The 16,768-nt window shown below is 72.6% G+C and carries 21 protein-coding genes; 11 read left to right on the top strand and 10 right to left on the bottom strand.

The features are described from left to right. Together ACWF62_RS08830 and ACWF62_RS08825 are read left to right on the top strand one after the other, a co-directional pair. A complete protein-coding gene (locus ACWF62_RS08830; protein WP_452629862.1) occupies positions 1-702 on the top strand; it encodes a methyltransferase in 702 nt (233 codons plus the stop codon). After that, on the top strand, positions 683-925 hold the full coding sequence (locus tag ACWF62_RS08825) for a CDGSH iron-sulfur domain-containing protein (RefSeq protein ID WP_452629861.1): 243 nt from the start codon (positions 683-685) through the stop codon (positions 923-925). Before ACWF62_RS08830 ends, ACWF62_RS08825 begins: the two co-directional genes overlap by 20 nt. 21 nt (positions 926-946) lie before the next feature. On the opposite strand, the gene ACWF62_RS08820 is transcribed toward ACWF62_RS08825, so the two are convergent. Next, positions 947-1,654 (bottom strand): SigB/SigF/SigG family RNA polymerase sigma factor, encoded by a 708-nt coding sequence (locus ACWF62_RS08820; RefSeq protein WP_452629918.1) that lies wholly within the window; start codon positions 1,652-1,654, stop codon positions 947-949. A gap of 74 nt (positions 1,655-1,728) precedes the next feature. Beyond that, a complete protein-coding gene (locus ACWF62_RS08815) occupies positions 1,729-2,142 on the bottom strand; it encodes an ATP-binding protein (protein WP_452629859.1) in 414 nt (137 codons plus the stop codon). A 138-nt stretch (positions 2,143-2,280) separates the two neighbouring features. Here ACWF62_RS08815 and ACWF62_RS08810 point away from each other — a divergent pair, with 138 nt between their 5' ends. After that, entirely contained in the window at positions 2,281-2,454 is a 174-nt protein-coding gene (locus ACWF62_RS08810) for a hypothetical protein (protein ID WP_452629857.1), read from the top strand. On the opposite strand, the gene ACWF62_RS08805 is transcribed toward ACWF62_RS08810, so the two are convergent. Then, positions 2,438-2,845: an ATP-binding protein gene (locus ACWF62_RS08805; protein ID WP_452629856.1), complete on the bottom strand. Its 408-nt coding sequence runs from the start codon at positions 2,843-2,845 to the stop codon at positions 2,438-2,440. The genes ACWF62_RS08810 and ACWF62_RS08805 overlap by 17 nt on opposite strands. A gap of 315 nt (positions 2,846-3,160) precedes the next feature. Between ACWF62_RS08805 and ACWF62_RS08800 the strand changes: the two genes are divergently transcribed. Together ACWF62_RS08800 and ACWF62_RS08795 are read left to right on the top strand one after the other, a co-directional pair. Then, complete coding sequence (locus tag ACWF62_RS08800) at positions 3,161-3,889, top strand: GAF and ANTAR domain-containing protein (protein ID WP_452629855.1); 729 nt, start codon at positions 3,161-3,163, stop codon at positions 3,887-3,889. A 93-nt stretch (positions 3,890-3,982) separates the two neighbouring features. Continuing rightward, complete coding sequence (locus ACWF62_RS08795) at positions 3,983-4,723, top strand: GAF and ANTAR domain-containing protein (RefSeq protein WP_452629854.1); 741 nt, start codon at positions 3,983-3,985, stop codon at positions 4,721-4,723. A 26-nt stretch (positions 4,724-4,749) separates the two neighbouring features. On the opposite strand, the gene ACWF62_RS08790 is transcribed toward ACWF62_RS08795, so the two are convergent. Next, entirely contained in the window at positions 4,750-6,744 is a 1,995-nt protein-coding gene (locus ACWF62_RS08790; RefSeq protein WP_452629853.1) for an alkaline phosphatase family protein, read from the bottom strand. A gap of 94 nt (positions 6,745-6,838) precedes the next feature. On the opposite strand from ACWF62_RS08790, the gene ACWF62_RS08785 reads away from it, so the two are divergent. The 6 genes from ACWF62_RS08785 to ACWF62_RS08760 all read left to right on the top strand — a co-directional run bounded on the left by ACWF62_RS08785 (position 6,839) and on the right by ACWF62_RS08760 (position 13,446). Further along, positions 6,839-8,284 carry a flavin-containing monooxygenase gene (locus ACWF62_RS08785; RefSeq protein WP_452629852.1) on the top strand — a complete coding sequence of 482 codons (1,446 nt, stop codon included), beginning with the start codon at positions 6,839-6,841 and terminating at the stop codon, positions 8,282-8,284. Then, positions 8,277-9,074, top strand: coding sequence for an MBL fold metallo-hydrolase (locus tag ACWF62_RS08780; protein ID WP_452629851.1), 798 nt, complete (start codon positions 8,277-8,279; stop codon positions 9,072-9,074). The genes ACWF62_RS08785 and ACWF62_RS08780 overlap by 8 nt, the downstream gene beginning before the upstream one ends. 123 nt (positions 9,075-9,197) lie before the next feature. Beyond that, positions 9,198-9,551: a chorismate mutase family protein gene (locus tag ACWF62_RS08775; protein ID WP_452629850.1), complete on the top strand. Its 354-nt coding sequence runs from the start codon at positions 9,198-9,200 to the stop codon at positions 9,549-9,551. A 9-nt stretch (positions 9,552-9,560) separates the two neighbouring features. Beyond that, positions 9,561-11,636: an aminodeoxychorismate synthase component I gene (pabB, locus tag ACWF62_RS08770; RefSeq protein ID WP_452629849.1), complete on the top strand. Its 2,076-nt coding sequence runs from the start codon at positions 9,561-9,563 to the stop codon at positions 11,634-11,636. Continuing rightward, positions 11,633-12,505, top strand: a complete 873-nt coding sequence (locus ACWF62_RS08765) for a prephenate dehydrogenase dimerization domain-containing protein (RefSeq protein WP_452629848.1) — start codon at positions 11,633-11,635, stop codon at positions 12,503-12,505. The genes pabB and ACWF62_RS08765 overlap by 4 nt, the downstream gene beginning before the upstream one ends. After that, positions 12,502-13,446, top strand: a complete 945-nt coding sequence (locus ACWF62_RS08760) for a diiron oxygenase (RefSeq protein WP_378507172.1) — start codon at positions 12,502-12,504, stop codon at positions 13,444-13,446. The genes ACWF62_RS08765 and ACWF62_RS08760 overlap by 4 nt, the downstream gene beginning before the upstream one ends. A 9-nt stretch (positions 13,447-13,455) precedes the next feature. Here ACWF62_RS08760 and ACWF62_RS08755 read toward each other — a convergent pair whose 3' ends face one another. From ACWF62_RS08755 to ACWF62_RS08730, 6 genes are all read right to left on the bottom strand, one after another. Next, on the bottom strand, positions 13,456-13,908 hold the full coding sequence (locus ACWF62_RS08755) for a VOC family protein (protein WP_378507171.1): 453 nt from the start codon (positions 13,906-13,908) through the stop codon (positions 13,456-13,458). Positions 13,909-13,986: 78 nt separating this feature from the next. Continuing rightward, on the bottom strand, positions 13,987-14,343 hold the full coding sequence (locus ACWF62_RS08750) for a hypothetical protein (RefSeq protein ID WP_378507170.1): 357 nt from the start codon (positions 14,341-14,343) through the stop codon (positions 13,987-13,989). Then, positions 14,340-14,819: a hypothetical protein gene (locus ACWF62_RS08745; RefSeq protein ID WP_378507169.1), complete on the bottom strand. Its 480-nt coding sequence runs from the start codon at positions 14,817-14,819 to the stop codon at positions 14,340-14,342. Before ACWF62_RS08745 ends, ACWF62_RS08750 begins: the two co-directional genes overlap by 4 nt. 58 nt (positions 14,820-14,877) lie before the next feature. Further along, the gene (locus ACWF62_RS08740; RefSeq protein WP_452629917.1) at positions 14,878-15,417 is read right to left on the bottom strand and encodes a hypothetical protein; all 540 of its coding nucleotides are present in this window, start codon (positions 15,415-15,417) and stop codon (positions 14,878-14,880) included. 72 nt (positions 15,418-15,489) lie between these two features. Continuing rightward, a complete protein-coding gene (locus ACWF62_RS08735) occupies positions 15,490-16,128 on the bottom strand; it encodes an RES family NAD+ phosphorylase (RefSeq protein WP_378569391.1) in 639 nt (212 codons plus the stop codon). An 8-nt stretch (positions 16,129-16,136) separates the two neighbouring features. Then, positions 16,137-16,733, bottom strand: coding sequence for a hypothetical protein (locus tag ACWF62_RS08730; RefSeq protein WP_452629847.1), 597 nt, complete (start codon positions 16,731-16,733; stop codon positions 16,137-16,139). Between the last annotated feature and the right edge of the window lie 35 nt (positions 16,734-16,768).

Below are 16,768 nucleotides of genomic sequence, written 5' to 3'. Positions count from 1 at the left end.
ATGACCGTGCGCAACGGCCCCCGGCCGGACACCGTTCGGCCCGGCCCCGACCGGATCGTGCGCCTGCCCGGCGTGTACCGGCCGCAGGAGGACACCCACCTGTTGTGTGCGGCGCTCGCGTCGCTCACCCTCCCCCGCGGATCCCGCGTCCTGGACTACTGCACGGGATCCGGCGCGGTCGCGGTGGCCGCCGCGCGGCGCGGTGCCGACCGGGTCGTCGCCGTCGACGTCTCGGTGCGGGCGGCGATGTCGGCGTGGACCAACGCCCGCCTGCGGCGGCTACCGATCGAGGTGCGCCGCGGCGGTCTCGACGTCGCCCGCCGCTGCGGGCCGTACGACGTCGTGCTGGCGAACCCGCCCTACGTCCCGGTCGGCGCCGGGGACTCCGCGTGCCGGTCGGGCTGCTGGGATGCGGGCCCGGACGGCAGGGACGTCGTCGGGCCGCTGTGCCGGGAGGCCCGGGCGCTGCTGCGGCCCGGCGGCGTGCTGCTGATCGTGCACTCCGAGGTCACCGACCCCGAACGGACGCTCGCCGAACTGCGAGCCAACGGGGTGCGCGCGGGCCGGGTGCGGCGGGCTCTGATTCCGTTCGGGCCGGTGATGCGCAGCAGGGCGGCGGCGCTGACCGCGCACGGGCTCATCGCGGCGGGACAGGCCTGGGAAGAGGTGGTGGTGATTCGTGGTGACCGACCGGCGGGATGACCCGCCCGAATGGAACTCGCCGGAGGCGGAGGTGCTCCGGCGCGTGCCGGGCGGCCCGGTGCTGGTGCGGGGTCCGGTGCGGATCACCACCGACGACGGCCGGGTCGTGGTGGCGGACCGGTTCGTTGTCGCCGTGTGCCGCTGCCTGCGCAGTTCGATCCACCCGCTCTGCGACACCAGCCATCGAGCGCTCGCCCACCGCCGGCGCGACGACGGAGGCTGATATGGCGCGCGCTGCGAATGATCAGTCGTCGGACAGGTCGGCACGAAGGTCGGCGAGGGTGCGGGCCAGCAGGCGGGAGACGTGCATCTGCGAGATCCCCAGCCGCTCCGCGATCTGCGTCTGGGTCAGTCCGCTGAAGAAGCGGAGCACGAGGATGGTGCGTTCCCGTTCGGGGAGTCTGTTCACGGCAGGCGCGATCGTGACGAGTCCCTCGACGTTCTCGAGCGCGTCGTCGTCCTCGCCGAGGGCGTCGAGCAGCGGGGCCTCGGCGTCGCCGTCCCTGGCGCCCGCGTCGATCGACACCGTCTGGTAGGCGGAGCCGGCCAGGAGACCCTCCGCCACCTCGACCGGGTCGACGCCGATCTCCCGCGCGATCTCGCCCGCAGACGGGGACCGGCCGAGGGTCTGCGACAGGGTTTCCACGGCGCGCGCGATCGCGAGGTGCAGGTCCTTCAGCTTCCGCGGCACCCGCATTGACCAGCCGGCGTCCCGGAAGTGGTGCCGGATCTCCCCCATGATCGTGGGGACCGCGAAGGCGATGAAGTCCGTCCCCCGGTCGACGTCGAAGCGGTCGACGGCGCTGAGCAGGCCGAGTCGCGCCACCTGGATCAGGTCGTCCTGCGCTTCGCCCCGGCCGCGGAAGCGCCGGGCGATGTGTTCGGCCAGCGGCAGTGCGCGAGTGATGATCTCGTCGCGGACGGCGCTCGCCTGCTCCGGGTCCCGGCGCATCCGCTCGAACAGGTCGGTCAGGTCGTCGTAGGAGTCGGATGGGTTCGGGTCGCGTCCGCGGCCGGCGACCTCCACTAGGCGTCGCCACCCCTCGACCGGACGAACTCGACGCGGGTGCGGAACCCGCCCTCCGCGAGCGGTTCCCGCGTCACGTCGATCGCATCGGTGAGCGCGCGCAGCACGTGCCATACGAAGCCGCGCTCGTCGGGATGGCGGTTCGACGCGGTGTCGGTCCACGCCCGCACTCGGAGCGCACCGGCGGTGGAGTGCAACCGGCAGCTCAGGTCGGCCCCGGGGAGCGCGTCCCCAATCAGGGCCGAGCACACCTCGTCGACCGCCAGCTTCACATCGGCCGCATCGTCGAGGGTGAACCCTCCGAGCAGGGCGACGGTTTCGGCCATCGCACGCAGCACCGGCAGCTCCCCCAGATCGGCGCGGACCCGCACCTCGACCGGGTATCGCGGCACCACCGCACCCGGCCGTGTCACGTCACCTTTCGACATCCGTACCCCCGTCCCTGCAGGTGGACTGTGGTCGCGCCAAGGCTACCGCCGCGGAGGCCGTCGGTCGCGGGCGTTGACGGGTCCGGGGTGGCGCCGACCCGCGGGCAGGGCCACGATCGGGTGGTGGCTACCGATCAGGGACCAGACGAGCAGGCCGACCAGCCGACCGGCCGCGGGGAGAACGCCGACCGGCGGGTCAACGACAGCTGGCCGCACCTGCTGCGGCTCGGAGCGCTGGTGATCGGGTTCGTGATCGTCGGGTTGCTGCTGATCGCGTGGCTCAACCAGACGGCGTGATGAGCGGGGTCGGCGGACCGCCGCCGTCCCCGGTCTTGACGAATCCGACGTCGGTGCGAAACCCGTTGGGGTCGAGTGGATATCGATGCGCGCTGAGGTTGTCGGTGAGGGTGCGCAGCACGTGCCAGCCAAAGGTGCGTTCGTCGGGATGGTGATCGGTCGCGGTGTCCGTCGACACGCCGACGCGCAGCGCTCCGACGGTGGGGGTGAGCCGGCACACCAGTTCGGCGCCGGGAAGGGCGTCCCGGATCAGCACCGAACACACCTCGTCCACCGCCAGCGTCACGTCCGACACCTCGTCGAGGGTGAAGTCGCCGAGCAGCGCCACGGCTTCGGTGACCGCACGCAGCAGCGGCAGTTCCTCGAAGCCGCCACCCACCCGGACCTCCACGGACGTGGTGGTCCACCTTCCGGTTCGTACCGGGCCGTTCTCCGGCATACCGCCACCCTCACCTCGATGCGCGGAGCGGTGCGTCCCCTCGGCGAGAACCGCTCCCCTGACGTGCCGCGACGCTTCGATGGGGCGTACCCGGGTGGGGCGGCCGATAAACCCGATGTGCTGCCGGCCAGGCGAGGCGCCGAACGGATGCGGGTTCGGTAGCCTCGATGCCGGGAGTGTCCCACGGTCGGCTCGCTCCGGACCGACACGACGGAGGTGCGCGATGCCTGTGGTCGCCGCACCGCAATGGCCGCCGGTCGGCCTCCGGTGACCGCCTCCGGAAGCCGGAACCCGGTCGCAGCGATCCGCGACTCGCTGACCGCGGCACTGCGCGCGCGGGTGGATCCGTTGCAGGCGCTGCTCCGTACCTGTTCCGAGTGCCTCGACGTCCTCGCGGTGGACGGGATGTCGGTCGTGATGACCACCGCTGCCGGGCATCGTCAGACGTTGTATGCGAGCGATCCGCTGGCCGCGGAGATCGAGGCGCTGCAATTCTCGCTCGGGGAGGGCCCGAGCCTGGAATCGGTCCGGGCCAGGGGGCCGGTTCTGGTGCCCGACCTGGCGGCGCGGACCGCCGGGGGGTGGCCGGTGTTCGGAGGCGAGGTCGGCGCGCTCCCGGTCGCGGCCATCTTCGCGTTCCCGCTGCAATCCGGTGCGCTCGTTCTTGGATCGATGGACCTGTACCGCACCGCCGCTGGGTGGCTGGACACCGACGAACTGGCTGTCGCGCTGCAGGTGGTCGACGTCATCACCCTCGCGGTGCTCGGGCTCGGCACCGAACCGGGGATGCCGGAACACCATTGGTTCGCTGACATGTCGCACAACACCGACGTCGTCCATCAAGCCACCGGAATGCTCGTCGCCCGGTATCAGATCTCGGTTGGCGCGGCGTTGGCGCGGCTGCGCGGCTACGCCTTCGCCAACGGCCGCCTCGTCGAGGCGGTTGCCCGTGACGTCACCACCCGTCAACTGAACCTTGAGGACATGGATACGTGACCATTCGACCAGCACCGACCCCCACGAACCCGACTACGCTGGGATTCGGGGCGCAGAGAGGCATGTGCACCGGCAAAGCGGCAGGAGATGACAATGCCTTCCAGTGCTGACCGGGAGTCGCGGTTGGTCCACGCCTTCGTGGAAATGGCGGACACGCTCGTCGACGACTACGACATCGCCGACATTCTGCACCAGCTGGTCAACCACTGCGTCGACCTGCTCGACGCCGCAGCCGCGGGACTGCTGCTCTCGGATCAGCGCGGTGGCCTGCAGGTGCTCGCGTGCTCGTCGGAGCGGACGCGGCTGCTCGAACTTTTCCAGATCCAGGTCGACGAGGGCCCCTGCCTGGAGGCGTTCTCCACCGGCGAGGTGGTCGCGGCGACGGACCTGACGACGGAGATCGAGCGGTGGCCGCGCTTCGCGCCCGAGGCTGTCGCCCAGGGCTTCCGGTCGGTGCACGCGCTGCCGCTGCGGTTGCGGCAGCAGACGATTGGTGCGTTGAACCTGTTCGGCACGCAGCCGGGAAGGTTGTCCGAGCAGGACATCCAGGTTGCCCGCGCGCTCGCCGACACCGCGACGATCGGGATCTTGCAGGAGCGGGCGCTGCGACGCGCGGAGATCCTCACCGAGCAGCTACAGACCGCACTGAACAACCGGGTGACGATCGAGCAGGCGAAGGGCATCCTCGCGCAGGCCGGTGGCCTCGACATGGGGCAGGCGTTCGACGTGCTCCGCGACCACAGTCGCAGCACGAGCAGCCGGCTCTCCGAGGTCGCGCACGCGGTGGTGACCGGGGAGATGCCGCCTGCGGCGTTGCTGACGGCCCGTCTCTGATCTGATCGCGGTTCGATGCGGAACCCTCACCGGCGACCCAGGTCGCGCCACCCGGCGAGCACCGTGTGGACGGCTTCGGCGCCCTGCAGCGGCTGCGGCGGCGCGGGCAGGTCCGCCGGGTACAGCAGGAAGGGCACGGTCTGCGGCCCGCCGAGCCCGCCGTGCGACCCGACCTGCTCCTCGAACGCGGCGACCTCCCCGATGTCCGGTCGGTAGCGGCCGCCGATCATCAGATCGGCGACGTTGTCGAAGCCGTCGGTGCGGCGGATCCGGTCCAGCGCGCCGGGGCCGAATCCGGCCAGCGGATCCTCCCCGGTCACTGCGCCCTCCCGGACATCGACGCTGCCCGCGGGTCCGAGGACGATGGACCCGCCGTGGTCCCGGGCGACGAGGACGAACCCGATGCCGGGGTGTGCGGTCAGGGCGGGCAGCAGTCCCGGATGGTGGGCGTCGATCCATGCGCGGGTCGCCCGGCCGGGGGTCTGCGGGAAGCTGACCAGTCCGAGGTTCCCGGAGGCGAGCACCACCGGCGTCCGCGGGTCCCCCGCCGTGCTGGCCGCCGGGGCGGGCATCCGCAGGCTGGCCTGCACGTAGCCGAGCCCCTCCGCGCCGCGGCCGGTCGCGCCCATCGCGCCCGGCTGCGGCGCGGTACCCGGCTGTCCGCACGCCGCGAGCACCACCTCCTCGAGGGTTGCGCCGTGGCGCTGCCTGAACGTCGGGCCCTGGCTCTGCCCGTGGTCGGACAGCACCACGATCCGGTAGGGGCGGGCGGCCTGCACGGCGACGGCGACGATCATGCCGATCTCGGCGTCGAGTTTGCGGAGCACGGCGAGGGTTTCGGGCCGTTCGACGCCGGAGTGGTGCGACACCTCGTCGTACCCGACCAGGTCGACGTACACCGGGCTGCGGCCTGCGATGAGGTCGCCGATGACGGCGGCGACCACGACGTCGGTCTCGACGACGGTGGTGAACGCGCGGACCAGGGGGTACAGGCCGCCGCGCCGGATCCGCGGGGTCACCTCGTCGCGGCGCTGACGGTGCGCCTGCCGGACCTCACGGACCGCCTCCGCGACCAGCCGGATGGTGGTGCGGGCCGCGCTCGCGGGGTCGGCGAAGTAGTGGGCGTAGCCGGTGGCGCCGCCGCCCATTCGGGCGCCCCGCATCCGGCTGACGACGAGCACGTTGTCGTCGGCGCCGCCGGTGAAGAGGTTGCCGCGGCTGGCGCCGCCGGCGAGCAGTCCGCCGCGGTGCGCCCGTTCCACCTCGCGGGCGGCGTTGTCGGCGGGGTTGCTGAACACCGCGACGGCATCCCGGGTCTTGTCGTACCACCGGAACGCGGGCACGTTGTGGTTGTCGCCGTACAGGATTCCGAGTTGGCTCGCCCCGGTCTGGCTGCTCCAGTCGGTGTGCCAGGGCACCAGACGGTGGGTGCGCTGGTGCACCAGGGCGGCCAGGTGGGGTACGACACCGTCGCGGATCGCGCGCCGCAGGACGCCGTGCCCGAGGCCGTCGATCTGGATGCACAGCAGCCCGGGATCGTCGGAGCCGGTGACGGGCGGTCCGCTGCGCCGCAGCCGGGATCGTTGGCGCCGCACCAGCATCATCCGGTAGGTGTCGTCGCGGCGGGAGGCGAGGGCGCCCGCGACGACGGACCCGACGAGGGACAGCACCACGGACAGCGCGAGCAGGTCGCGGGCGCGGTCCACGGCGGCGAGCGGGACCAGCCACACCGCGATCACCATCAGCAGCCAGTTGCCCGCGAACGCGCCGATGAACAGCAGCGCCGGCCCGACCCACAGCATCGCCCGCACCAGGATCGGCCACAGGATCACCGACAGCGCACCGAACACCAGGGCGAGCAGCAGCGCCGCGGGCACGGTCGAGAGGGGGCCGCCGCCGGGCACCGCGTGGAGGCGGACGCCCGGCAGCGCGAGGTCCGTGAGCACCAACGCCAGCGCGGAGATCAGCCACAGCACCGCGAATTCGGTGGCGGATCGGGCCGCGGACCGCACAGCACGCATCGACGGACCTCCTTCTCCGTCGGATCGTAGGCGGACGGGCCGGTGCTACCGTCGAGGCACGACGAATGCCCGCACCCGGGAAGGGTGAATTGCGATGGCGATCGAACACGTCGACGTGCTGATCGTGGGTGCCGGACTGTCCGGTGTCGGGGCGGCCTGCCATCTGCGGCGGGACCGGCCGGGAACCTCGGTGGCGGTGCTGGAGGCGCGGGACCGGATCGGCGGCACCTGGGACCTGTTCCGATATCCCGGGGTGCGCTCGGACTCCGACATGTACACCCTCGGCTACTCGTTCCGGCCGTGGACCGATGCGATGGCGATCGCCGACGGCGCCGCCATCCTCGACTACGTCCGGGAGACGGCGGCGGAGTACGACGTGCAGGAGTGGATCCGGTTCGGGCACCGGGTGGTTGCGGCCCGGTGGGACTCGGCGACGGCCCGCTGGACGGTCACCGCGGACCACCACGGCCCGGTGGAGTTCACCTGCGCGTTCCTGTTCGTGTGCAGCGGCTACTACGACTACCGCGGCGGGTATCGTCCGCGGTTCCCCGGCATGGACGGGTTCCGGGGCGCGGTCGCCGACCCGCAGCACTGGGACGGGACGCTCGACTACACCGGCAAGCGGGTGGTGGTCATCGGCAGCGGCGCGACCGCGGTGACGCTGGTGCCCGCGATGGCGGCGCGGGCGGCGCACGTGACGATGCTGCAGCGCTCCCCCAGCTACGTGCTGTCGTTGCCCGCGCGGGACACGCTGGCGCGGCGGCTGCGGACGGTGCTGCCGGACAGGTGGGTCTACGCGCTGATCCGGTGGAAGAACGTGCTGCGGATGGCGGTGTTCTACGAGCTGAGCAGGCGCAGGCCGGCGGTGGTGAAGGGGCTGCTGCGCAGGGGGGTGCGGTCGGCGCTCGGACCCGGCTTCGACCTGCGGCACTTCACGCCGCGATACGACCCGTGGGATCAGCGGATGTGCTTCGTCCCGGACGGGGACCTGTTCGCGGCCCTCCGGTCGGGGTCGGCGTCGGTGGTCACCGACACCGTCGAGTCGTTCACCGAGACCGGGATCCGGCTGGGGTCGGGTGCGGAGCTGCCCGCGGATGTGGTGGTGACCGCGACCGGGCTCGACCTGCTGCCGCTCGGCGGCCTCACCCTGACCGTCGACGGGGTGGAGGTGGCGTTGTCGTCGACGGTGGCCTACAAGGGCATGATGATCGGCGGGGTGCCCAACCTGGCGTTCTGCATCGGGTACACCAACGCGTCGTGGACCCTCAAGTGCGATCTGACGGCCACCTACGTCTGCCGGCTGCTGGCCCACATGAGTGAGCACGGGTATCGGCGCTGCACGCCCGGCACCGGGGATCCCGCGATGCGGCGCCTGCCCGCGATCGACTTCAGCTCCGGGTACATCCGGCGCGGCATCGACCGGTTCCCCCGCCAGGGCGACCGCGCGCCGTGGCGGCTGCACCAGAACTATCCGCTCGACGTGCTGGCGTTGCGGTACGGCCCGGTGACGGACGAGGTGATGGTGTTTTCGCGTGACTGACCGCGCGGCGGGAGCGCCCGCGCGCGGTCCGTCGGCCGCGGTCCGGTGGGTCGGGCACGCGACGGTCCTGCTCGAGGACGGGCCGACGACGCTGCTGACCGACCCGGTGCTCACCTCCCGCGTCGGGCATCTGCGGCGGCGCCGCGGACCGGACCCGCTGCGCGGCGCGGATCCCCCGACCCGGCCGGACGCGGTGCTGCTCTCCCACCTGCACGCCGACCACACCCACGTTCCGTCGCTGCGGCTGCTCGACGGGCGGGTCCCGATCGTGGTGCCGCGCGGGGCGGTGGACGCGTTCGCCGGACTGCGCCGATTCCGGGATCGGCTGGTCGAGTTGGCGCCGGGCGAGCAGGCGACGGTGGGCACGGTCACGGTGCGGGCGGTGCCCGCCGACCACGACGGGCGGCGGTGGCCGCGGGGTCCGCGGGTCCGGGCGGTCGGGTACGTGATCGAGGGGGCGGTGACCACCTATTTTGCCGGCGACACCGCGCTCGATCCGGGGATCGCGGCGTGGGTGCCCGGCTGCGATCTCGCGCTGCTGCCGGTGGGCGGGTGGGGGCCGAATCTCGGTCCGGGACATCTGGATCCGGCGTCGGCGTCCCGGGCGGCGCGGCTGGTGTCCGCGGCGTTGACGGTGCCGGTGCACTTCGGGACGCTGTGGCCGATCGGGATGGACGCGGTGCGGCCGCGCCGGTTCACCGAGCCGGGCGGCGACCTGGTCCGCCGGGTCACCGCCGAGGGCATGAGGGCGGTGGAGTTGGCGCCGGGGCAGCGCCTGCGGGTGCGGTGACCGCGCGCAGGGTTTGCGAATCGTGACCTGGGGGTAACCGGCTCGGGCCGCGGCCACCGGGAAACGGTGGCAGCATCGAACTGGTCGGGTATCTGTTTCGGACAGCGCAAGGTGGTACCGAGCATGAGCGATTCGGCCGGTGTGAGTGTTCGTCCCGGAGACGGTGAGCTGGCGGGCCTGCGAGCCGAACTCGACGGCGTCGACGACCGACTCCTCGACACGATCCGGGAGCGGATCGAGATCTGCACCCGGATCGCCGTGGTGAAACGGCGGCATTCGATCCCGGTGGTGCAGCCGCACCGGATGGGGGCGGTGCACGAGCACGCGCGCAGCTACGCGGCGCGCCACGACCTGTCGCCCCAGTTTCTTCGAGCGGTGTACGACCTGCTGATCGCGGAGACCTGCCGGGTCGAGGACCGGGTGATCGCCGAGGCGGCGCCCGGCTCGGTCCTGGTGCCGGAGTCCGATCGGGACTGAGGGGGCGCGATGCGGACCTTGCTGATCGACAACTACGACTCGTTCACCTACAACCTCTACGCGCTGCTGGCCGAGGTGAACGGGCAACCGCCGACGGTGCTCACAAACGACGCGTCCTGGGCGTCGGTGCGGCTGTCGGACTTCGACAATGTGGTGATCTCGCCGGGCCCGGGCCGGCCGGACCGATTCCGGGACTTCGGGATCAGCGCGCAGGCGCTGCGGGAGAGTGGCCTGCCGGTGCTCGGGGTGTGCCTCGGGCATCAGGGGCTGGTGCACCTGTTCGGGGGGCGGGTGATCGCGGCGCCGGAGCCGCGGCACGGGCGGATCAGCGTGATCCGGCACGACGGTAGCGACCTGTTCGCCGGCCTCCCGTCGCCGTTCCGTGCGGTGCGCTACCACTCGTTGGCGGCGGTCGACCTGCCGCCGGACCTCGCGCCGACGGCGTGGGCGGAGGACGGCGTGCTGATGGGTGTGCGGCACCGGGAGCGCCCGCTGTGGGGGGTGCAGTTCCATCCGGAGTCGATCTGCACCGAGCACGGACGCGCCCTGCTCGGCAATTTCGCGGCGCTGACGCCGATCCGGTCGCGGCCGCAGGCCCGCCCACCCGATCCCGAGCCCGCCGCCGCGGTGCCCGATCACCGGTACCGGGTGCGCAGCGTCCGCGTCGACCGGGCCGTCGACGCGGAGGCGCTGTACGCGCGGCTCTTCGCGGCGGGGCCCAACGGATTCTGGCTCGACGGGTCCGCCGCGGCCGCCGCCGACGGCCGGTTCTCCGTGCTGGGCGATGCCTCCGGACCGCGCGCCGAGTACGTCACCTACCGGGTGACGGAAACGACGGTGCGGGTGCATCGTTCGGACGGATCGACGGAGGAGGTGCGGAGCACCCTGTTCGACTACCTCGAGGAGCAGTTGCGGGTGCGCGCGGTCCCGCCCCGGTCGGACCTGCCGTTCGGCTTCTGCCTCGGCTACGTCGGCTATCTCGGGTACGAGCTGAAGGCCGACACCTGCGGTCAGCTGGCGCACGCCTCCGAACGGGACGACGCCGCCGTCGTGTTCGCGGACCGGGCGGTGGTCGTCGACCACGACGGTGGGTGCGTGCACCTGCTGGCCCTCGACGACGGGACCACCGACCCCGACACCGACCGCTGGCTGCGGGAGACGGCCGCGACCGTCGTCGACGTCGCAGACGGCGGCGGTGCGGGCGGTACCCCCGCGGCCGCTCCCCCGCTGGTGCCCGCGGCCGCGGACGTGCCGATCGTGTTCCGGCACGACCGGGACACCTACCTGCGGTTGATCGAGCAGTGCATGTCGGAGATCCGGTCCGGCGAGACGTACGAGGTGTGCCTGACCAACGCGGCGACCGTGCACCGTGCCCTCGACCCGCTGGCCGGGTATTCGTGCCTGCGGGAGATCAGCCCCATGCCGTACGGGGCGTTGTTGCAGTTCGCGGGCGCGTCCGTGCTCAGCGCGTCCCCGGAACGCTTCCTGCGGGTGCGGGCGGACCGGACGGTGGAGTCGAAACCGATCAAGGGCACCCGCCCCCGCTCGGCCGACCCGGACCTGGACCGCGCGCTGCGCCGCGACCTGCTGCTCAGCGAGAAGGACCGGGCCGAGAACCTGATGATCGTCGACCTGGTCCGCAACGACCTGTCCCGGGTGTGTGTTCCGGGGTCGGTGCACGTGCCGTCGCTGTTCGACGTCGAGACGTACACCCCGGTGCATCAGCTGGTGTCGACGGTGCGCGGCACCCTGCGCGCGGGGACGTCGACGGTGGCGTGCGTGCGGGCCGCGTTCCCCGGCGGGTCGATGACCGGGGCGCCGAAGGTGCGGACGATGGAGATCATCGACAAGCTCGAGGCGGGTCCGCGCGGGGTGTACTCCGGTGCGATCGGCTACTTCTCGCTGTCCGGGACCGCGGACTTCTCGATCGTGATCCGCACGATGGTCGCCGCGGGCGCGGAGGTGACGTTCGGGGTCGGCGGCGCGATCGTCGCGCTGTCGGACCCGGAGGACGAGTTCGAGGAGACGATGGTGAAGGCGCTGTCGATGCGGCGGTGCTTGTCCGTGGCCGGCGAGGGGCCGTGACCGGTCCGGCCGCGGGCAGGACCGTGGTCGTCGCCGGCGGTGCGGGTGCGGTCGGGGCGCTGCTGGCGCGCTCGTGGGCCGGGGACGGCGCGTCGGTGGTCGCGGTCGACGTCCGGGACGGTCCCGGCGGCGACATCCGTCACCCGCCGCCGCCGGTGCAGCGGCTGATCCGGTCGGCGGACGTGTTGGTCCTCGCGGTCCCGGAGGGGGTGGCGCTGGCGGCGGCCGCATCGGTGGCCCCGCTGCTGCGGTCCGGGTCGGTGCTGGTGGAGACCCTGTCGGTGAAGTCCCGGTTCGCCGACCGGGTCGATTCCCTCCCCTGGGGCGACGGGGTCGCGGTGCTCGGGATCAACCCGATGTTCGCGCCGTCGTTGGCGATGCCGGGACGCCCGGTCGCGGCCGTGATCCACCGCGGCGGCGGCGCGGCGGACACGGTGCTCGCGGAGCTGCGGTCGTGGGGCGCGCGGGTGCGGCCGACGACCGCGGACCGGCATGATCGGGTGTGCGCGGCGATGCAGGCCCTCACCCACGCCGCGGTGCTCTCGTTCGGGTTGGCGCTGGCCGACCTCGGGGTGGACGCCGACGAGACGGCCGCGTTGGCGCCGCCGCCGTTCGCGGTGCTGTCGGCGCTGCTCGCGCGGGTCACCGGCGGCACCGCAGAGGTGTACCGGGACGTGCAGGTCGCGAACCCGGGCGCGGCGGCGGCGCGGGAGGCGTTGGCGCGGGCGGTGTCCCGGCTGTCGGCCGCCGCGGCGGCCGACCCGGGCGACTTCGCCGGCCTGCTCGCCGACGCGGGCGCACCCCTCGCCGACCACGCCGTCGGGTACGCCGACCTGTGCGCGCGCCTGTTCGAGGGGACGGTCCGATGACCGGCAGGCTGCCCGCCCACGATCCGGCCGATCCGGTGGAGACGGCGGTGATCCGCGGCCTGGTCCGGAGCTGGCCGCGGCGGGCGACGGTGCGGCGCACCGAACCCGACCTGGACGGGCCGACGATGGACGACCTGTTCGACCCGGCCCGCGCCGACTACCCGGCGGCGCTGCTGCCGTTCACCGGGCATCCGGTGTACGAGGGGCTCGACGGGACCGCGCGGGCCCGGATCCGGTCGTGGGCGTGGATCGCCTACAACAAGAACGTGATGGACGTCGAGCAGGACGTGGTGACACCGGGTTTCGGGTTGCTGTTCCGGGATGCGTTCGGCACCGGCCTGTCCGACACGGCGCGGGCATCGGTGCTGCAGGCGATGGTCGACGAGGAATATCACACGCTGATGCACCTGAACGGGTCCGCGCTGGTCCGGCGCAGGCGCGGATGGCCGCTCCCGGACGCGGCGCTCCCCGACGCGCTGCTGGTGCGCAGGCACCGGGACGCGGTCGCCGCGGCGGACACGCCCCGCGCCGCCGCGTTGACCACGCTGGCGTACGCGACGGTCGCGGAGACGTCGATCGGCGACTACCTGGCGTTGATTGCCGACGACGACACGGTCCAGCCGGTGCACCGGGCGACCATCGCGCTGCACCGCCGCGACGAGTGCGCGCACGCGTCGGTGGCGGCGGAGCTGCTCGTGCTGGTGCACGCGGGGCTCGACGCCCGCGACCGGGGCACGCTGATCGCGGCGCTGCGCGCCGGTGTCGACGCGTTCACCGCCACCGACCTGTCGGTGTGGTCGGCGATCCTGCACGCCGAGAACGTGACCGGCGCCGACGCGATGCTGCGCGAGGTCGCCGCCGACCCCGACCGGCGCCGATTCCTGCAGGACTGCACCGCGATTGACCGCCTGCTTGACCGGTTCGCCGTGCCAGGTCCGTGATCGGCACGCTCAGGAGTCGCGGGCGGCGCTGCGCGTCAGGTCCTCGGCGAGCATCACGATGATGCCGCTGGGGCCGCGGACGTAGGTCAGCCGGTAGAGATCCCGGTAGGTTGCGACGCCGCGCAGGGGGTGGCAGCCGTGCCGGGCGGCGGTCGCGAGGGCGGCGTCGAGGTCGTCGACGGCGAACGCGACGCGGTGCATGCCGATCTCGTTGGGGCGGGTGGGTGTCGTCTCGATCGGATCGGGGTGCAGGTACTCGAAGAGTTCGAGGCGTCCGGTGCCGTCGGGGGTGTGGAGCATCGCGATGCGGGCGTGGTTGCCGTCGAGGCCGACGGCGGTGTCGGTCCACTCGCCGCTGACCGTGTCCCGCCCGAGGACGGTCAGGCCGAGGTCGGTGAAGAAGCCGACCGCCTCGTCGAGGTCCCGGACCGCGATGCCGACGTTCTCGAGTCGAATGGGCATACCTGTAGGCTAACGCGTCTGTGCTGCTTGCGTTCCCGGCATGCCGTGGGCGCCGTGCCCCACGGCCTGGAGATCGTCCTACTCCGTGGCCTTGGGGTGTCCGGTGCCCGCGGCCTTGAACCACAGGGTGCGCCGACCGGGATCGACGAGATACCACAAGCGGCCGCCGGCAGTGACCTCGTACTGCCACTGCTCCATCACCGACCCACCGTGCACGGCGGTCGCCAGCGAGCCCTTGAGCTGATGGTGTCGCGAGGTCGGGGCGGGAGTGTCCGGACGCGACCGCAGCTCGCGCCAGCAGGCGAGGGTGTTCGCCTGCGCCTGCTGACACAGCGCCTCCCAGCCCTTGACCGCGTCGGTGGTGGCGAACCGCAGCTCCCACCCGCCGGCCGGGTCCGCTGGCGGGGCGACCCGGTCGCCGCGTTTCGGGCTCACGCAGCGTCGCCGGGCGCGGGAACCTCGCCGAGGTCGTCGCCGGTGTCCGCGGCCAGGATCGCGGCCAGCTCTGGGTCGGCGAACGCTTCGGCGGTGTGCCGCCAGGCGTCGATCACGTGCACCACCGGGGTCGGGTTGTCGAGCGACTCGGCCGCCCGCAAAGTGGCGACCAGCTCGACGATGAACTCCTGCACGTCGTCGCGGGGCAGGAACGCCACCCACGGGAACACCTCGGGCAGCACATCGGTCACCACCTCCCGTGCCCGCGGGTCACGTTGCATCACCGCCACGAACATCCGCGTCGTCACCGACGCCGCGGTGTGCTCGAGCTCGGCCCGCGCCGCCGTGGTCAGTACCAGGTCCTCGGCGTCGCGACGGCGCACCAGCAGCGACTGGGCGGTCGAACGCCGCAACCGTTCGACCGTCGCCTTCCCTCGCAGTTGCAGGTCGGAGAACGACACTTCATCCACCGTCATGCATCTAAACTACTTCTAAAGTCTGCGGAAGTCGAGCTTCCGACAGGATCGGCCATGGTCAGCCGCGCCCCGGCACCACCGCGATCGTGCCGGTGCACACCGCGTTCTGCGGATTGACGAACCACCAGCCCGCGCCGGTCTGCACGGTGACGGTGAAGTCGACGGTCCCGACACCGGTCCAGGTGCGGTTGATCGGGATGCCCGGCTTCTGCTGCCAGGCGGCCTCGTCGCTGACGCTGCGGCCGGACGCGCCGGTGGTGGTGTTGCGCCAGTCGACGAGGACGCGGGTGCCGTACCAGTTGGGGCCGATGCTCGGGATCAGGCCGCCGGGCGGCGTCGGCAGTTCGTTGCCGCCGCTGAGCAGGATCGCCGGTTCCAGTTCGCCGCCCGGCGGGCGGGACTCCCCCGACGCGGCGTGCACGGTCCAGGTGAACGGCGGCGCCCAGAACAGCGGATTGGCGCTGGAGCAGGTCATCGTCGTCGAGGTCGGTGCCGGGTCCGCGGCCGCAACCCCGACTCCCCCGACGACGGTCGCGGTGGCCAGCCCGGCAGTGACGGCGGCCGCGGCGGCCGCCCGGCGCACGAGTCGAGTACTCATCATGTCCTCCCCTTGGTCATGAAGCATGGTCCTGCCAGGTTATTCGTTCGCGCAACGGAATTCATTACGGCGTCAGGGTGCGAGCGCGGCGTTGTGCGGGGTGAGCAGGGCGCCGAGCAGGTGGTGGCCGTCGGCCGAGTCCAACGGGATGACGCCGCCGACCGCGACGACGGCCGGATGCGAGGGCACGTCCGGGGGTGCGGCGAGCATCCAGGACAGCGTGTTCTCGTCGTGTCGGGGCCGGAACCCGATGCCGTCGGCGTCCGGGTTGGCGGCGAGAATGGCCGCAGCCCATCGCCGGGTGTGGAGGTAGCCGGACGGATCGCATTTGGTGAGCCACACTTCGGCGTTGATCCGGGCGGCCCCGGTCCCGGTCAGGTCGACCACCCGCACCGCGCGGGTGGTCTGCAGTTCGCTCAGCACCCGGCCCGCGATCCGCACGCGCGGGATCAGTCGGGGTGACTGGCCGACGGGCAGGCTCCGGCACAGCGTCTCGGCGACGGCGGCCGCCGGGCTGTCGCCCACGTACAGGTAGGCATACGAGCCGTCGAGACTGTCGTACCGGCCTCCGACGCGTGGTCGCGGCCGGGGGGTGGGATTCAGGTCGGCCGCGCCGCGGGCGGCGCTGTGAATCCGCCAGAGGGAGGTACCCGCCGCGATCGTGGTGATCCGGGCGGCGGGAAGCGGTACGGGTGGATCCGGGTAGGTCACGCCGCGGCTCAGTCTGCGGTCAGGTCATCGGCCATGTCGCGCAGGTCCTGGTCGTGCCCGCCGGCGGCGGCGAGCTCGGCGGGCGGGCGGGGGTCATCGGCGAACGCGGTCGGGGTGAGCCACCAGGAGGCGACGCCCCACGGGTCATCCTTCGCGCCGAGGCGGGCATTGATCTCGGCGACGATCGGCAGCACCCGCTTGCGCGCGGCATCGAATTGGAAGGCCGGATAGAGCTTTTGCCCGCCGACGGGCAGCGCGACGACGGTGCCCGACGCGGTGAGGCGACTTGCGGTGTTGCGGCTGGTGGCGGATCGGCCGAGCACCCGGCTGACGGTCGTGGAGTCGAGCATCTCGTTGGCGTCGACGATCGCGCCGAGGGCGTCGGTGACGATTCGGGTGCGGGCGACGGCCGCGGCCGCGGGATTGGTCACCACCCGCTCGTGGTGGAGCGCGAGCGTCGGGCTCATCGCGAGCAGCGCCGTGACGTCGTCGCGGACCGGTCGCAGGGTCGGCCGCCGGGAGATCTCCGCGGCGACGAGCTCGACGAGGTCCTCGTCGGACAGGGCGTGGATGGAGTCGCGGACGCGATCCTTGTTGGCGAGCATGGCGGCCTCCTCGGGTGCCACCACTGTATCGCGTA

This window comes from Rhodococcus sp. NPDC054953, assembly GCF_053609225.1.
The sequence above is the reverse complement of the archived record's forward strand: the minus strand, read 5'-3'. Positions and strand labels throughout refer to the sequence as shown.

Coding starts and splice junctions, on each gene's coding strand:
- ACWF62_RS08760 (WP_378507172.1), top strand. CDS start 12,502: ATGACCGGCAGGCTGCCCGCCCACGATCCGGCCGATCCGGTGGAGACG.
- ACWF62_RS08745 (WP_378507169.1), bottom strand. CDS start 14,819: ATGACGGTGGATGAAGTGTCGTTCTCCGACCTGCAACTGCGAGGGAAG.
- ACWF62_RS08795 (WP_452629854.1), top strand. CDS start 3,983: ATGCCTTCCAGTGCTGACCGGGAGTCGCGGTTGGTCCACGCCTTCGTG.
- ACWF62_RS08830 (WP_452629862.1), top strand. CDS start 1: ATGACCGTGCGCAACGGCCCCCGGCCGGACACCGTTCGGCCCGGCCCC.
- ACWF62_RS08740 (WP_452629917.1), bottom strand. CDS start 15,417: ATGAGTACTCGACTCGTGCGCCGGGCGGCCGCCGCGGCCGCCGTCACT.
- ACWF62_RS08775 (WP_452629850.1), top strand. CDS start 9,198: ATGAGCGATTCGGCCGGTGTGAGTGTTCGTCCCGGAGACGGTGAGCTG.
- ACWF62_RS08755 (WP_378507171.1), bottom strand. CDS start 13,908: ATGCCCATTCGACTCGAGAACGTCGGCATCGCGGTCCGGGACCTCGAC.
- ACWF62_RS08730 (WP_452629847.1), bottom strand. CDS start 16,733: ATGCTCGCCAACAAGGATCGCGTCCGCGACTCCATCCACGCCCTGTCC.
- pabB (WP_452629849.1), top strand. CDS start 9,561: ATGCGGACCTTGCTGATCGACAACTACGACTCGTTCACCTACAACCTC.
- ACWF62_RS08790 (WP_452629853.1), bottom strand. CDS start 6,744: ATGCGTGCTGTGCGGTCCGCGGCCCGATCCGCCACCGAATTCGCGGTG.
- ACWF62_RS08820 (WP_452629918.1), bottom strand. CDS start 1,654: ATGCGCCGGGACCCGGAGCAGGCGAGCGCCGTCCGCGACGAGATCATC.
- ACWF62_RS08785 (WP_452629852.1), top strand. CDS start 6,839: ATGGCGATCGAACACGTCGACGTGCTGATCGTGGGTGCCGGACTGTCC.